We start from the raw sequence: 13,562 nt of genomic DNA on the forward strand, positions 1-13,562 counted from the left end.
CCGGCCCGGCCGGCGAGGGAGAGGAGGCACGCCATGTCCGTCGTCCTGCACGGCCCGTCCTACAGCACCTATGCCCGCACCGTGCGCATGGTGCTGGAGGAGAAGGGCATCCCCTACACGCTGCACGAGGTGGACCTGCTCAGGGGCGAGGGCCAGTCGCCCGAGCACCTTGCCCGCCACCCCTGGGGCAAGGTGCCGGTGCTGGAGCATGACGGCTTCGCCCTCTACGAGACCTTTGCGATCGGCCGCTACCTGGACGAGGCCTTCCCCGGCCCCCGCCTGCAGCCCGAGGAGGTGCGGGCGCGGGCGCGCATGACGCAGATCTGCGGCATCATCGACAGCTACGCCTATGGTGCCGCGATCGGGAAGGTGTTCTGGCAGGCGGCGGTGGTGCCGATGCAGGGCGGCACGCCGGACCAGGCGGTGGTCGCGCAGGGCCTCGAGCAGTCCGCCCGCGCCTTCCGCGCGCTGGAGGCGCTGATGCCGGGCGAGGAGGGCTTCCTCTGCGGCGGCGGGCTGACGCTTGCCGACCTGCACCTGGTGCCGGTGGTGGACTACTTCGCCATGGTCCCGCCCGGCCGGTCGGCGCTGGAGGGCCATCCGCGCCTCTCCGCCTGGTGGCGCCGCATCGCGGAGCGGCCGAGCGTGGTGAAGACGAAGCCGCGGCTGGGGTAGGGCGGCTGCCGTTCGGGCGGGGTCAGCCCAGCGCCCGCCGCGCCGCCTCCGCATCCGCCGCGATCGCCTCCCGCAGCGCCTCGAGGTCCGGGAAGCGGGCGTCGGGGCGCAGGAAGTGGCGCATGCGCACGCGGATCTCCTGCCCGTAGAGGTCGCCCGCGAAGTCGAACAGGTGCACCTCGAGCCGCGTCTCCGGGTCGCCGCCGAGGGTGGGGCGGCGGCCGACATTGGCCACCCCCTTCGCCTCCCGCCCGTCCGGCAGCGCCACCGTCACGGCATAGACGCCGCGCGCCGGCTCCAGGTGCCGGCCGAGCCAGAGATTGGCGGTCGGCCAGCCCAGCACCCGGCCGAGCTTGTCGCCATGCGCCACCTCGCCGCGGATCTCCCAGGGGCGGCCGAGCATCTCGTTGGCCCGTTCCGGGTAGCCGTCCTGCAGCAGGCGGCGGATGCGGGTGGAGGAGATGGGGCCGGCGACGTCCGTCACCGGCGGCACCACGGTAAGGCCGATGCCGCGATCCTCCGCCATGCGCGCGAGCAGGGTGGTGTCGCCGCCGCGGCGGTGGCCGAAGGCGAAGTCGGTGCCGCAGGCCAGGTGCTGCGCGCCGATGCCCTTGTGCAGCACCTCCTCGACGAAGGCCTCGGCCGGCATGGCGGCGAGCGCCGCGTCGAAGGGGAGGGCATAGACGATGGAGACCCCCGCCGCGCCCATCGCCTCGGCCTTGGCCGGCAGCAGGGTGAGGCGGAAGGGCGGGTCGTCGGGGCGGAAATGCTCGCGCGGATGCGGCTCGAAGGTGAGCGCCGCGAGCGGGGCCTGCGGCCGCGCCGCGTGCGCCGCCCGCAGCACGGCGAGATGGCCGAGATGCACCCCGTCCATGTTGCCGAGCGCCACCGTGGCGCCGCGCAGCTCCTGCGGCAGGTCGCGCCAGCCGGCGACGATGCGGGGCATGGCGCCCGGCGGGGTCACTCGGCCGCGGCGGCGTGGCGCATGGCGCGGCTGGGAACGGAGACGAAGGCCTCGCCCTCCAGCACCGGCTGGCCGGCCACGGTGCAGACGGTGCGCAGCGTCGCGCGGTGCTTGTCGGGGTGCAGGGCCACCACCTCCACCGTCGCGGTCACGGTCTGGCCGATGCGGACGGGGGCGCGGAATTTCAGCGACTGGGAGAGGTAGATGGTCCCCGGGCCGGGAAGCTGGGTGCCGAGCACCTTGGTGATCAGCCCCGCCGCCAGCATGCCGTGGGCGATCCGCTCCTTGAAGATGGTGTCCCTGGCGTATTCGGCGTTGAGATGCATCGGGTTGGTGTCGCCGGTGACGGCGGCGAACAGCACGATGTCGGCCTCGGTGATGGTCTTGCCGAAGCTCGCCTTCTGCCCGACCTCGAGATCCTCGAAGAAGGTTCCTTCCGACATCCGCCGCCCGCTCCTGCTGCGCCGCACCAACGATCCGGTCTAGCGGCGGCGGCGGCGGTGGACAAGCGGCCGGGCGGACGCGACAAGGTCCGCATCCAGAACGTCGCACGGAAGCCACACATGCCCCGCACCACCATCGGCAGCTCGCACCGCCTGCTCGAGGAGCTGCGCGCCTGGGTCGAACGCGAGACCCCCTCCACCGACGCCGCGGCGGTGAACGGGCTGCTCGACCTGGCCGAGGCCGGGCTGCGCGCGGCGGGTGCCGCGGTCGAGCGGCTGCCGGGGCGGGACGGCTTCGGCGACACGCTGATCGCCCGCACCCCGGGCGAGGGCCCGCCGGTGGTGGTGGCGGGCCATGTGGACACGGTCTGGGACCACGGCACGCTCGCCGGCGCCATGCCCTTCCGGGTGGAGGGGGAGCGCGCCTACGGCCCCGGCATCTACGACATGAAGGCCGGCAGCTTCATGGCCTTCCACTGCGTGCGCGAGATCCTGCGCCAGGGCACGCCCACCCGCCGCCCCGTCACCCTGCTGCTGACGCCGGACGAGGAGGTGGGCAGCCCGACCAGCCGCGCCGCGATCGAGCGCGAGGCGAGGGGCGCGGCCGCGGTGCTGATCCCCGAGCCGGCGGCCGGCCCGCGCGGCGCCTGCGTCACCGAGCGCAAGGGCACCGGCGGCTTCACCCTGCGCGTCACCGGCCGCAGCGCCCATGCCGGGGGCAATTGGAGCGAGGGGCGCAGCGCCGTCGTCGCCCTGTCCCGCGCCGTGCTGGCGATCCATGCGCTGACCGACCTCGACCGCGGCGTGACCACCAATTGCGCCCCCGTCTGGGGCGGCACGCGGCCGAACGTGATCCCGGCCGAGGCCGGCTGCCGGGTGGATTTCCGCGTTCCCTCGCTCGCGGAGGGGGAGAGGGTGGTGGCCGCCATCCGCGCCCTGGCGGGCTCGCCCGAGGAGGGGATCGCGATCGAGGTGACGGGGGGGATGAACCGACCGCCCTTCCCGGAGACGCCGGCGGGGCTCGCCCTCTATGCCCGCGCGCGGGAGATCGCGGCGCGCCAGGGCTACGAGTTGCCGAAGCAGCCCCGCGGCGGCGGCTCGGACGGCAATTTCACCGCGGCCATGGGCATCCCGACGCTCGACGGGCTCGGCTGCCCCGGCGCCGGCGCCCATGCGCCGGAGGAGCACATCCGCTGGACCGAGCTGGCGCCGCGCTGCGCCACGCTGTGCGAGCTGCTGGAGACGCTGGAATAGACCGGCCGCGGCCCCCGGACGGCCGGGGCGCGCTCAGGACCTGCCCGCCGCCTCGCGCTGCGCCACCTCGGCCAGGGCGGCGGCGCCGGCGCGGCGCACATGGCGGGTGGCGAGCAGCGCCGCCAGCTCCTCGTCGCCTTCCGCCACGGCGGTGAGGATCATGGCGTGCTCCTGCCAGTCGAGCACGGCGCGGGCGGTGCCGTTGCGGCGGAACAGCAGCTCGGTGCGTTCGCGCAGAGGGCGCATCAGCTCCTGCAGCGCGCGGTTGGCGCCGGCGACCGCGAGCAGGTCGTGGAACTCGGCGTTCAGGGCGGCGAGGTCCTGGCGTGGGGCGCCGGAGGCGGCGAGCGCCTCGCCCCGAGCGAGCAGGGCGCGGATGCGCTCGAGCGTCGCCGGGTCGCGGCGGCGGGCGGCGAGGCGCGCGGTCAGCCCCTCCAGCACGGCGCGGACCTCGACCAGGTCGCGGGCGAATTCGGCGGTGACGGCGGCGACCCGGGCGCCGCGGCCGCCCGCCGCGCCCTCCGCCGGCACGGCGAGGCCTTCGGCGAGGAGCTGGCGGATCGCCTCGCGGATCGGCACGCGGGACATGCCGAGCTCGGCGGAGAGTCGCTCCTCCACCAGCCGCTCGCCCGGGGCGAGGCGCCCGGAGAGGATCGCCTCGCGCAGCGCCTGCAGCGCCTGCTGGCTAAGCCGCGCCTGGCTGGCGCCGCGGCCCGGGCCACGGGCTTCGGCGGCGGGGTGGGAGAGATGCGGGACGTTGGTCATGGCAAGGCGAGTATCGGGCCAGGGCTTGTATACGGCGAATGGGGAGGGGCGGCCCTGATGGCAAGCCCCTCTTGTGCCGGCAGGGCGAAATTGCCGGGTTCTCGGCCATGGCAAGGCCGGATGACGTCCTCGACGGACCATGCCGGACAATTCACCTTGACCAAGCGGGCCTTGACTTCGGCCGTCTTGTATACGAGCTTGGCCGCACAGCCGGGTGGCGGAGCCGCGCCCGGAAGCCCCCCGTCGAGAAGGAGACCACCATGGCCGCGCTGATGAACCCGGAGGAGTTCCGCGCCGCGCTCGAGAACGCCATCAAGGGCAAGAGCGCGAACAAGTCGCCCTTCAGCATCGCCTGGGCGAGCGGCCGGCTCTCGCGGGAGCACCTCGCGCGCTGGGCGGAGAACCACTACCACTACGTCGGCCCCTTCGCCGACTACCTCGGCTACGTCTATGCCCGCATGCCCGCCGAGTACCAGGAGGCGAAGGACTTCCTGCTCGCCAACATGTACGAGGAGGAGATCGGCGGCGACCGCCACACCGACCTGCTGATCCGCTTCGCCGAGGCCTGCGGCACCACCCGCGAACGGGTGATGGACCCCGACAACATGTCCCCCACCACTCGCGGCCTGCAGAGCTGGTGCTACGCCGTGGCGATGCGCGAGGACCCGATCGTCGCCGTCGCCGGCCTGGTGGTGGGGCTGGAATCCCAGGTGCCCTCCATCTACCGCCGGCAGACGCCGATCATGCGCGAGAAGTACGGCTTCACCGACGAGGAGCTGGAGTTCTTCGACCTGCACATCGTCTCCGACGAGATCCACGGCGAGCGCGGCTACCAGATCGTGCTCGAGCACGCCAACACGCCGGAGCTGCAGCGCCGCTGCCTGAAGATCTGCGAAATCGGGGCGGAGATGCGCCTGCTCTACACCACCGCCCTCTACCGCGACTACGTCGAGAAGGACCTGTCGCTGCGGGACCTCGACCTCGCGGCCTGAGGAACGGGCGCCCGGCATGCCGATCGTCACCTTCCACAAGGACGGGCAGGCGCACAGCGAGGAGGTGGCGGACAACACCAATCTCGTGGTCCGCGCCGGCATCCGCAAATTCCCCTTCCCGCACCTGCGCTACGGCTGCGGCATGGGGAAGTGCGGGAAGTGCGCCAGCCGCATCCTCGCCGGCGCCGAGCACCTGCCCGAGCCGAACTGGAAGGAGAGGAAGGTGCTGGGCGAGATGCTGGAGCAGGGCTGCCGCCTGGCCTGCCAGCTCTGGCTGCACCACGACCTGGCGCTGACGCAGGACGGGGTGGCGCCGCCGCGCCCGGCACGCAGCGCCGCCTGAGGAGGGCATCGTGTACGTCATCCTGACCAGCAAGCCGGGGCAGTTCCGCACCGAGACCTCGGAGGGGCTGCGCCCGGTGGAGGCCTACGACTACGTCTTCTGCGGCAGGAAGCGGGCCCGCTTCGTCATCGCCGAACTGGAGCAGGAGACGCGGCTGCGCATCGTGGACGAGGCGCCGCCCGAGGTGGTGAACCTGGTGCCGTCCAAATTCCTGCAGCGCTACGACAGCCTGGACGACGCGCGGCAGGAGCTGCGCCACCTCGTCTCCTTCGGCAGCATGCCGATGGCGCTGGAGCCGGCGCCGCTCGCATGATCGAGGTCACCTTCCTGAGCGGCGGGGGCAGGACCGTCACCGCGCCCGAGAACACCAACCTGCTGCGCCTCTCCATCCGCGAGAAGGGCGGCATCCCGTTCAAGTGCGGCGGCGGGATCTGCGGCACCTGCCGCTGCCGCATCGAGCAGGGCATCGAGAACACCGACGCGATCAAGCCCAAGGAGCGCAAGCACCTGACCGAGGCGCAATTCGCCGAGGGCTGGCGCATGGCCTGCCAGACTTTCGTGCTGCGCGGCAAGGTCAGCGTCTCCTGGCCGCCGCGCCCGGCCGCGACCACGGCGAGGACCGAGGTTCAGGCATGAAAGCGGCCCTCAAGCTCGAACTCCGCGAGGCGCGCACCATGGTGGCGGCGGCCACCGCCAGGGCCGCCGCGCTCGGCGTGGCGCAGACCGTCTGCGTCGCCGACGAGGCCGGCATCCCGCTGCTGATCGAGCGCATGGACGGCGCCCGCGTCACCGGCCCGCAGATCGCCTGGAACAAGGCCTTCACCGCGGCCGGGCACAAGCGCTCCACCCACCTCTTCAACACTCCGCCCGGCGGGCCGGCCCTGCCGGGCAACGAGGCCTTCGGCATCCAGTGGAGTTTCGAAGGCCGCTTCGCCACCTTCGTCGGCGGCTTCCCCATCGTCGTGGACGGCGCCGTCATCGGCGGCATCGGCCTCAGCGGCGGCAATGGCGAGCAGGACACCGCCTGCGGCCTCGCGGGGCTGCAGGCGCTCGCCGACCTGCTCGGACCGGAAGGCCATGCGGTGCGGGTGGAGGCGGACATCCGCCTTTAGGACGGATCGCGGCCGGCCGGGAGCGTGAAGCCGCTCCAAGGGCGTCCCGGCCAAGCCGCCTGCTGCGGCGTCACCCCGTGCCGGGGCGGCGCCGCAGCAGGCGGCGCAGCGCGCCGCGTCCGGCAGCGACTACCGGGCGCGGCGCGCGCTCGCCCGCGGGGCGGCGGCGGCGCGCGGTGAGCCTCGCGCCGTCCGGGGCCCGTACCAGGGTCAGCGTGCGGTCATGATAGGCATCGAGGCCCGGGCGGTGCCCGATCGAGATCAAGGCGGACTCCGCCAGCTCCTCGCGGAACAGGCCCATCAGCATGTCCTGGTTGGCCTCGTCCAGCGCCGCCGTCGCCTCGTCCATGAACACCCAGCGCGGGCGGTGCAGCAGCAGCCGCGCGAAGGCAAGGCGCTGCTGCTCGCCGAGCGAGAGGATCTGGTCCCAGCGCTCCTCCTGGTCGAGGCGCGCGACGAGGTGGGCGAGGCCGCAGCGCTCCAGCGCCGCCGCCACCGCCTGGTCCGGGAAGCGGCGGGGCTCCGCCGGGTAGGCCACGGCGGCGCGCAGCGTGCCGAGCGGCAGATAGGGGCGCTGCGGCATGAACATGATGTGCTCGCGCGGCGGGATGCGGATGCGCCCCGAGCCCCAGGGCCACAGGCCGGCGATGGCGCGGAACAGGGTGGACTTGCCCGAGCCGCTCTCCCCCACGATCAGCACCTTCTCGCCTGCCGCGATTTCCGCATTGGCTTCCTGGATCACCACGGCGCCGTCGAAATGCGCGATCTGCAGGTCCTCGAAGGCGAGCACCTCGCGCCCGTCGGGCAGGGGCCCCTCCTCGATCCCGATCACGCTGTCCGCCTCCATCTGCTCGGCGGTGTCGAGCGCCTCCTCGAGGTGGAGCACGCGCTCCACATGGCTGCGCCAGTCGGCGAGGCGGGGGAAATTGTCCACGAACCAGTTCAGCGCCGTCGTCACCTGGTAGAAGGCCTGGGTGATCTGCATCAGCACGCCGAGGGTGATGGCGCCGGCGAAGTAGCGCGGGCTGGCGACGAGGGCCGGAAACACCGAGAGCAGCATGCCGTAGGCGGACGTCAGCCACATCAGGTGCCGCTCGCTGCGCATCAGCCGCCGCATCACCTGCACCACCTCGCCGAAGGCGCGCTTCAGGCCCCGCTCCTCGTCCGCCTCGCCGCGGATCATGGCGATGCCCTCGCTGCTCTCGCGCAGCCGCACCAGGGCGAAGCGGTGGTCGCTCTCCGCCTGGTTGCGGCGGAGGTTGATCTCGACCATCGGCCGCCCGATCAGCCAGGTGAGGCCCGAGCCGATGCCGGCGTAGAGCAGCGCGGCCCAGACCATGTAGCCGGGGATGGCGAACTCCGTCGTGCCGAGGCTGACATGCAGGGGGCCGGAGAGCGTCCACAGGATGCCGACGAAGGAGACCAGCATCAGCACCGACTGCAGCAGCCCCACCACGAGGTCCACGGCGATGGCGGTCGCCCAGCGCGTGTTCTCGCTGATGCGCTGGTCCGGGTTGTCCGGCGCGTCGGGCAGGAACTGCATCTGGTAGTGCCGCCCGCTTTCCAGCCACCGGCGCTGCAGCCGCTGCACCATCCAGCGCCGCCAGTAGAGCTGCAGCATCTGCCGGACGTAGAGCTGGAACACCGCCGTCACCATGCTCGCCGCGGCGAGCAGGACGAAGAGGTAGGTCTGCCCGTAGAAGGCCGCCTTGTCGCGCACCTCCAGGGCGTTGAAGAAGTCGCGGTTCCAGATGTTGAAGCGGATCTGGATGAAGATCTGCAGCAGCGTCAGCACCACCACGCCGGCGGCGAGGCCGCGGGCGTGCCAGCGCTCCTCGCCGTTGAAGTAGAGCAGCGCGAGGCGTCCGAAGCGGCGCAGGAAGCCCCGGCTGGGTGGCTGGGGCTCCTCTGCTGCGGAAGGCTGCCCGTGGTTCTCGGCCACCTGGGTCTCAGCGCGGGGTGTTGGCGGGGGCGGAGGGGCGAAGAGCGTCGGGCTCGGGGCCGATCCGCTCGGCGAGCAGCGCCCGGCCCGTCTCCGTCGCCGTTCCGAGGCCGGTGGCGGCGAGCCGCGCGCCCGGGCGCAGCAGCTCGCCGAACTCGTCGGAGGCGTTCCGGGGCAGCAGGATCACGGTACCGTCCTCGAGAATGGCGCCGGCCACCGCGCCCTGCGGCGCATAGTAGGGCTGGCGAACCTTGCCCGACGCCTCGAGCGGCACCATGCGCTCTTGCGGCTCGCGGCCCGAGGGCTGCCAGTAGAGCCGCTCCATCAGCCGCGGCGTCGCCTCCTGGCTGCGGGCGAAGGCGAGCGCCGTGATGACCGGCGCCTGACGGGCGCGGATGCCCCAGACGATGAGCGTGCCACCGAGCGGCGCCTCCCGCTGCACCGCGGCCGCCATGGTCGGGGGGAAGACGACCTGCGGCCCCTCGCGGAACAGCAGCGCGTCGGTCTCCCCGGCGGGGTTGGTCAGGTAGCGCTCGACCGTGCCCGTGAAGGAGGGAAGCTGCGTCGGATCGAACCAGAGCTCCGCCGGCCGTGCCGGCGCGTTCGCCACCGCGGCGGCGCCCGCGGCGAGGAGCAGCGCCAGAGCCAGGAGCAGCGGGGCGGCGGCGAAGGGCATGTCCCTGGCCGCTCAGAAGCCTTGCACCAGGCCGAAGACCAGCGAGACCAGAAACAGCACGAGGAAGATGGCGAACAGCACCTTGGCGATGCTGGCGAAGGCGGAGGCGAGGCCCCCGAAACCGAAAAGCGCGGCCACCAGAGCGAGCACCAGGAAGACCAGCGACCAGTAGAGCATGGGACGGGACCTCTGCTGCCGGGCGCCCCGCAGAACGTCCGCCGGGCGCGGCGGTTGCAGAGGCTCAACGATGTCCCCTGCCGGGCGCTCAGACCGGCAGCACGCCCCGCGTGACCGCCTGGTAGGTCGCGACCGCGAGAGTCGTCGGGTCGAAGGGCTTGGTGATGACGAAGGCGGGTTCCATCGCCTCGCCGGTCAGCAGCCGCTCGGGATAGGCGGTGACGAAGATCACCGGCGCCGGCACGTCGCGCAGGATGCGTGCCACGGCATGAACGCCGTCGCCGCCGGCGCCGAGATTGATGTCGGCCAGCACCAGGCCCGGCCGCTCGGCCCGCGCGATCTCCACCGCCTCGGTCTCGGTGGTGGCGATGCCGACCACGCTGTGGCCGCAGCGCTCCACCAGCTCCTGGATGTCGAGGGCGATGATCGGCTCGTCCTCGATGATCAGGACGCGCGTCGCCGTGCTGGAGCGCAGCGCCTCCCGCGCGAGGCGCAGCTCCAGCTCGGCGGTGTCGGGCGAGATGCGGCAGGCGGCGGCGGCGGCGGAGAGGGGCTGCTCCTCCAGCGCGGTCAGGAGCAGCAGCTTGCGCTGCAACGGGGAGGCGTCGCCGCCCTCCGGGCCCAGGAACCTGTCGGCGAGATCGCCGACGGCGGCGTAGAGGGCAAGGCGCGCGCCGGCATCGCTCGCCAGATCCTCCTGCTGCGGTGCGGCGAGCACGCGTTTCAGCGCCTCCGCGACCATGGAATCGCCTGCCGCCTGGCTGCCGGCCAGCGCCCGGGCGTAACGGCGCGCGTAGGGCAGGGCCCTGATCAGGGCGGCGCGGTCCATCGCGCTCATCGCCTTTTCATCCTTCGCATGCGCGGCGCACCTCCCGGCCAACACTGGCTGTTAGTATGGAGGAAGTTGTGGACACACAAGCCTCCGGCCCCGACCTGCGCCAGTCCCTCGCGCTGTTGTTGCCGGAGCTTCGCGCCTTCGCGCGGTTCCTTGTCGGCTCCTCGACAGAAGCGGACGACCTGGTGCAGGAGGCGCTGCTGCGGGCGCTGCGCGGCCTGGATGGCGGCGGCCGGGAGGTGGCGCTGCGGCCCTGGTGCTTGGCGATCGTGCGGAACGTCTTCTACGAGCAGGTGCGCGCACGGCGCCGCGAGGCGGCGCACCGCCAGGAGCAGGCGCCGTCCGTCGAGCCGGGCGCGGCGCCGCGGCAGGAGCAGCAGGGCGAGCTGCGCGACCTCGCGCGTGCGCTGCACCGCCTGCCCCCGCTGCTGCGGGAGGCGCTGGTGCTGGTGGGGGCGCAGGGCCTCTCCTACGAGGAGGCGGCGGCGGTGTGCGGCGTGCCGGCGGGCACGATGAAGGCGCGCGTCTCGCGCGCGCGCAGGCAGCTCGCCGAATCTCTCGACACCGTGACGGGGTAACGCCCCCGCGATGCAACCGCCCCGCGCCGGGGATCATTTCCCCACGTAGGATCCAGAAGGGGATTTGCGTATGCACGGAACGATGGGCATGGAGCGGCAGCGGGACGAGGCCCGCCGTGCGCAGCAGGACTTTCACGACCTGCTGGTGGCGCTGCTGCCGAAGCTCCGGGTCCAGGCGCTGGCGCTGACGCGCAACCGCGCCGCCGCGGAGGATCTGGTGCAGGATGCGGTGGCGAACGCGCTGGCGGCGCAGGACAGTTTCACGCCGGGCACCAACTTCGCGGCCTGGATGCATCGCATCCTGCGCAACCGCTTCATCAGCACGCTGCGCAAGCAGCGCGAGACCACCGACATCGAGGACCTGCCGACCTCCGCCTTCGCGGTCGGGGCGGCGCATGAGGACCGCATGGTCCTCAAGGAGCTGTCGCGCGCGCTCGGCCGGCTGCCGGCCGACCAGCGCGAGGCGCTGTTCATGGTGGTGCTGCAGGGGCTCTCCTACGAGGAGGTGGCGAGCGCGACCGGCTGCGCCGTGGGCACGGCGAAGAGCCGCGTCTTCCGCGCCCGCCGTCAGCTCCAGGCTTGGCTTCTGGGCGAGGAGCGCCCCGCGGCGCCGGCGGCGCGGTCCGCCCATCCCGCGATGCGCGCCATGCTTGGCGAGGCTCACGGCGGAGTGTAGCTTGCGATGATGCGGTACGCGGCGGCGCGGCTCGCCGCCGCCTATCCGCCCGTAGCGGTCGGGGCGATGGGCGACAGAGAGCAACGGCGGAAGACCGGCGGCGGCCGGCAGAGGGACGGATTGGGCGAGGACGGTGCGGAGGCGGCCTTCGACCTCTGGCTGCAGCGCAACCTGCACCAGCTTTACGACAACGTCGCCCAGGAGCCTCTGCCCCCCGAGCTGCTCCGGCTGATCGAGGAGGACCGGAAGAACCGGAACAAGTCCTCCTGAGGCCGGGGGCGGCGCCGTGCCGCCCCCCGAACGAAACGGCCTTCAGGCCGAGAGCATGGTTCGGAGATCCGCCGGCGCGGTGCGCTCCCGCTTCACCAGCAGCTTGTTCAGCGCGTGCACATAGGCGCGGGCCGAGGCGACGATGGTGTCCGTGTCCGCGCCCTGCCCGTCCACCAGCTTGCCGCCCTCCTCCAGCCGCACCGTCACCCGCGCCTGGGCGTCGGTGCCGCCGGTAACGCTCTGCACCGCGTAGAGCTTGAGCGTGACATCGTGCGGGAAGGCGTTGCGGATGGCGTTGAAGGTGGCGTCCACCGCGCCGTCGCCCGTCGCCATGCCGTCGCGCCGCTCGCCATCCACCTCGAGCGCCAGGGTGGCCATCGGCTTGGCGCCGAGGCCGGTGGCGACGGTCAGCGCCACCAGCCTCACCCGGTCGTGGTCGCGCACGATCTCGTCGTCCACCAGCGCCACGATGTCCTCGTCGTAGACCACCTTCTTGCGGTCGGCGAGGTCCTTGAAGCGACGGAAGGCGTCGTTGAGCTGGTTGTCGCCGACCTCGCCGTAGCCCAGCGCCCGCAGCTTGTCGCGGAAGGCGGCGCGGCCGGAATGCTTGCCGAGCACCAGCGAGTTGGTGGTCCAGCCGACGCTCTCCGGCGTCATGATCTCGTAGGTGGAGGCGTCCTTCAGCACGCCGTCCTGGTGGATGCCGCTCTCGTGCGCGAAGGCGTTGCGGCCGACGATCGCCTTGTTGGGCTGCACGTCGAAGCCGGTGATGGTCGCCAGCAGGCGGCTGGTGCGCAGGATGTTGCGGGTGACGATGTTGTTCCGGGCCGGGATCGCGTCGTGGCGCGTGCGCAGCGCCATCACGATCTCCTCGAGGCTGGCGTTGCCCGCGCGCTCGCCGATGCCGTTGATCGTGCTTTCCACCTGGCGTACGCCGGCGCGGATGGCAGCAAGGGTGTTGGCGACGGCGAGGCCGAGGTCGTTGTGGTTGTGCGCGGAGAGCACCACCTGGTCGGCGCCCGGCACCCGCTCCCGGATCATGGTGAAGATGCGGGCCATGTCCTCGGGCAGCGCGTAGCCAACCGTGTCCGGGATGTTGATGGTGGTGGCGCCGGCCTTGATCGCGGCCTCGACGCAGCGGCAGAGGAAGTCGGGCTCGGTGCGCGTGCCGTCCTCGGCCGACCACTCGACGTCCTCGGCGTGCTGGCGCGCCAGGCTGACGCTGCTGGTGACGAGCTCCAGCACCTCCTCCGGCCGCAGGCGCAGCTTGACGCGCATGTGCAGCGGCGAGGTGGAGACGAAGGTGTGGATGCGCCGGCGCGCCGCCGGCCGCACCGCCTCGGCGGCGCGCAGGATGTCGGCCGGCGCGGTGCGGGCGAGGCCGCAGATCACCGGCCCGTCCTTGGCGAAGCGCCTGGCGATCGCCTGCACGCTCTCGAAGTCGCCGGGCGAGGCGATGGGGAAGCCCGCCTCCATCACGTCCACGCCGAGCTCGGCCAGCGCCTCGGCCATGCGCAGCTTCTCCTCGAGGTTCATGGAGAAGCCGGGGGACTGCTCACCGTCGCGCAGCGTGGTGTCGAAGATGATGATGCGGTCGTCGTCCAGCCTGCCGAAGCTGGGATGGGTGATGGCCATGGTCGTGGTCCTTCGCAGCCGTTCTGGGCGCGCGGAGGCGCGCGGAGGGTCCTCAGGCTCCCCTGAGCGGTGCCGGCCGTGCCCGGCCGGGCGTCACGCCCAGGGGCGGCTAAGTCGAAGGAGGAGCGGCAGGCACGCGCCGGCGGCGGAGGGGCCGCGGATCAGGCCGGAGGCGGGCGCGTGGCGGATCATGACGGAAAACCCTAGCCCACCAGGCCGCCCGGG

Annotated in this window: 18 protein-coding genes; 10 read left to right on the top strand and 8 right to left on the bottom strand. The window is 72.7% G+C overall.

From position 1 onward, the window contains the following. The first annotated feature begins 33 nt into the window (after positions 1-33). On the top strand, positions 34-675 hold the full coding sequence (locus ET526_RS00965) for a glutathione S-transferase family protein (protein WP_135465785.1): 642 nt from the start codon (positions 34-36) through the stop codon (positions 673-675). 22 nt (positions 676-697) lie between these two features. Here ET526_RS00965 and ET526_RS00970 read toward each other — a convergent pair whose 3' ends face one another. Both ET526_RS00970 and ET526_RS00975 read right to left on the bottom strand, forming a co-directional pair. Next, the gene (locus ET526_RS00970) at positions 698-1,621 is read right to left on the bottom strand and encodes a bifunctional riboflavin kinase/FAD synthetase (protein ID WP_135465786.1); all 924 of its coding nucleotides are present in this window, start codon (positions 1,619-1,621) and stop codon (positions 698-700) included. Between the two features lie 14 nt (positions 1,622-1,635). Further along, positions 1,636-2,082 (bottom strand): MaoC family dehydratase, encoded by a 447-nt coding sequence (locus tag ET526_RS00975; protein ID WP_135465787.1) that lies wholly within the window; start codon positions 2,080-2,082, stop codon positions 1,636-1,638. Between the two features lie 120 nt (positions 2,083-2,202). Here ET526_RS00975 and ET526_RS00980 point away from each other — a divergent pair, with 120 nt between their 5' ends. Next, entirely contained in the window at positions 2,203-3,336 is a 1,134-nt protein-coding gene (locus ET526_RS00980; RefSeq protein WP_135465788.1) for a M20 family metallopeptidase, read from the top strand. A gap of 33 nt (positions 3,337-3,369) precedes the next feature. Here ET526_RS00980 and ET526_RS00985 read toward each other — a convergent pair whose 3' ends face one another. Further along, positions 3,370-4,101, bottom strand: coding sequence for a GntR family transcriptional regulator (locus tag ET526_RS00985; protein ID WP_135465789.1), 732 nt, complete (start codon positions 4,099-4,101; stop codon positions 3,370-3,372). Between the two features lie 260 nt (positions 4,102-4,361). Between ET526_RS00985 and ET526_RS00990 the strand changes: the two genes are divergently transcribed. Genes ET526_RS00990 through ET526_RS01010 form a run of 5 tightly spaced genes read left to right on the top strand, consistent with a single transcriptional unit; the run spans position 4,362 to position 6,548 of the window. Next, positions 4,362-5,093: a TenA family transcriptional regulator gene (locus ET526_RS00990; protein WP_135465790.1), complete on the top strand. Its 732-nt coding sequence runs from the start codon at positions 4,362-4,364 to the stop codon at positions 5,091-5,093. Positions 5,094-5,109: 16 nt separating this feature from the next. Beyond that, positions 5,110-5,436: a 2Fe-2S iron-sulfur cluster-binding protein gene (locus ET526_RS00995; protein ID WP_135465791.1), complete on the top strand. Its 327-nt coding sequence runs from the start codon at positions 5,110-5,112 to the stop codon at positions 5,434-5,436. 10 nt (positions 5,437-5,446) lie between these two features. After that, entirely contained in the window at positions 5,447-5,749 is a 303-nt protein-coding gene (locus ET526_RS01000; RefSeq protein ID WP_135465792.1) for a ferredoxin, read from the top strand. Continuing rightward, on the top strand, positions 5,746-6,072 hold the full coding sequence (locus ET526_RS01005; protein ID WP_135465793.1) for a 2Fe-2S iron-sulfur cluster-binding protein: 327 nt from the start codon (positions 5,746-5,748) through the stop codon (positions 6,070-6,072). The genes ET526_RS01000 and ET526_RS01005 overlap by 4 nt, the downstream gene beginning before the upstream one ends. Next, positions 6,069-6,548, top strand: a complete 480-nt coding sequence (locus ET526_RS01010) for a GlcG/HbpS family heme-binding protein (protein WP_135465794.1) — start codon at positions 6,069-6,071, stop codon at positions 6,546-6,548. The genes ET526_RS01005 and ET526_RS01010 overlap by 4 nt, the downstream gene beginning before the upstream one ends. Positions 6,549-6,618: 70 nt before the next feature. Here the strand turns inward: ET526_RS01010 and ET526_RS01015 are convergent, their stop codons facing one another. The 4 genes from ET526_RS01015 to ET526_RS01030 all read right to left on the bottom strand — a co-directional run bounded on the left by ET526_RS01015 (position 6,619) and on the right by ET526_RS01030 (position 10,181). Next, entirely contained in the window at positions 6,619-8,490 is a 1,872-nt protein-coding gene (locus ET526_RS01015) for an ABC transporter ATP-binding protein/permease (RefSeq protein ID WP_135465795.1), read from the bottom strand. A 7-nt stretch (positions 8,491-8,497) separates the two neighbouring features. Next, the gene (locus ET526_RS01020; RefSeq protein WP_135465796.1) at positions 8,498-9,166 is read right to left on the bottom strand and encodes a hypothetical protein; all 669 of its coding nucleotides are present in this window, start codon (positions 9,164-9,166) and stop codon (positions 8,498-8,500) included. A gap of 12 nt (positions 9,167-9,178) precedes the next feature. Beyond that, positions 9,179-9,343 (bottom strand): DUF1328 domain-containing protein, encoded by a 165-nt coding sequence (locus ET526_RS01025; protein WP_135465797.1) that lies wholly within the window; start codon positions 9,341-9,343, stop codon positions 9,179-9,181. Positions 9,344-9,431: 88 nt separating this feature from the next. Beyond that, a complete protein-coding gene (locus ET526_RS01030; protein WP_135465798.1) occupies positions 9,432-10,181 on the bottom strand; it encodes a response regulator in 750 nt (249 codons plus the stop codon). Positions 10,182-10,249: 68 nt separating this feature from the next. Between ET526_RS01030 and ET526_RS01035 the strand changes: the two genes are divergently transcribed. From ET526_RS01035 to ET526_RS01045, 3 genes are all read left to right on the top strand, one after another. After that, positions 10,250-10,756: a sigma-70 family RNA polymerase sigma factor gene (locus tag ET526_RS01035; protein ID WP_240048196.1), complete on the top strand. Its 507-nt coding sequence runs from the start codon at positions 10,250-10,252 to the stop codon at positions 10,754-10,756. Positions 10,757-10,826: 70 nt separating this feature from the next. Further along, positions 10,827-11,432, top strand: a complete 606-nt coding sequence (locus ET526_RS01040; RefSeq protein WP_240048197.1) for a sigma-70 family RNA polymerase sigma factor — start codon at positions 10,827-10,829, stop codon at positions 11,430-11,432. 6 nt (positions 11,433-11,438) lie between these two features. Then, positions 11,439-11,702 (top strand): hypothetical protein, encoded by a 264-nt coding sequence (locus ET526_RS01045; protein ID WP_135465800.1) that lies wholly within the window; start codon positions 11,439-11,441, stop codon positions 11,700-11,702. A 42-nt stretch (positions 11,703-11,744) separates the two neighbouring features. On the opposite strand, the gene ET526_RS01050 is transcribed toward ET526_RS01045, so the two are convergent. Further along, on the bottom strand, positions 11,745-13,337 hold the full coding sequence (locus tag ET526_RS01050; protein ID WP_135465801.1) for a 2-isopropylmalate synthase: 1,593 nt from the start codon (positions 13,335-13,337) through the stop codon (positions 11,745-11,747). Positions 13,338-13,562: the final 225 nt, after the last annotated feature.

The organism is Crenalkalicoccus roseus (genome assembly GCF_004761865.1).
GTDB lineage: Bacteria > Pseudomonadota > Alphaproteobacteria > Acetobacterales > Acetobacteraceae > Crenalkalicoccus > Crenalkalicoccus roseus.

Bases quoted from the DNA above. Each gene is read 5' to 3' on its own strand.
- ET526_RS01025 (WP_135465797.1), bottom strand. From the start codon at position 9,343: ATGCTCTACTGGTCGCTGGTCTTCCTGGTGCTCGCTCTGGTGGCCGCG.
- ET526_RS00985 (WP_135465789.1), bottom strand. From the start codon at position 4,101: ATGACCAACGTCCCGCATCTCTCCCACCCCGCCGCCGAAGCCCGTGGC.
- ET526_RS00970 (WP_135465786.1), bottom strand. From the start codon at position 1,621: ATGCCCCGCATCGTCGCCGGCTGGCGCGACCTGCCGCAGGAGCTGCGC.
- ET526_RS01005 (WP_135465793.1), top strand. From the start codon at position 5,746: ATGATCGAGGTCACCTTCCTGAGCGGCGGGGGCAGGACCGTCACCGCG.
- ET526_RS00990 (WP_135465790.1), top strand. From the start codon at position 4,362: ATGGCCGCGCTGATGAACCCGGAGGAGTTCCGCGCCGCGCTCGAGAAC.
- ET526_RS00995 (WP_135465791.1), top strand. From the start codon at position 5,110: ATGCCGATCGTCACCTTCCACAAGGACGGGCAGGCGCACAGCGAGGAG.
- ET526_RS00965 (WP_135465785.1), top strand. From the start codon at position 34: ATGTCCGTCGTCCTGCACGGCCCGTCCTACAGCACCTATGCCCGCACC.
- ET526_RS01030 (WP_135465798.1), bottom strand. From the start codon at position 10,181: ATGAGCGCGATGGACCGCGCCGCCCTGATCAGGGCCCTGCCCTACGCG.
- ET526_RS01050 (WP_135465801.1), bottom strand. From the start codon at position 13,337: ATGGCCATCACCCATCCCAGCTTCGGCAGGCTGGACGACGACCGCATC.
- ET526_RS01040 (WP_240048197.1), top strand. From the start codon at position 10,827: ATGCACGGAACGATGGGCATGGAGCGGCAGCGGGACGAGGCCCGCCGT.
- ET526_RS00980 (WP_135465788.1), top strand. From the start codon at position 2,203: ATGCCCCGCACCACCATCGGCAGCTCGCACCGCCTGCTCGAGGAGCTG.
- ET526_RS00975 (WP_135465787.1), bottom strand. From the start codon at position 2,082: ATGTCGGAAGGAACCTTCTTCGAGGATCTCGAGGTCGGGCAGAAGGCG.
- ET526_RS01020 (WP_135465796.1), bottom strand. From the start codon at position 9,166: ATGCCCTTCGCCGCCGCCCCGCTGCTCCTGGCTCTGGCGCTGCTCCTC.
- ET526_RS01010 (WP_135465794.1), top strand. From the start codon at position 6,069: ATGAAAGCGGCCCTCAAGCTCGAACTCCGCGAGGCGCGCACCATGGTG.
- ET526_RS01045 (WP_135465800.1), top strand. From the start codon at position 11,439: ATGATGCGGTACGCGGCGGCGCGGCTCGCCGCCGCCTATCCGCCCGTA.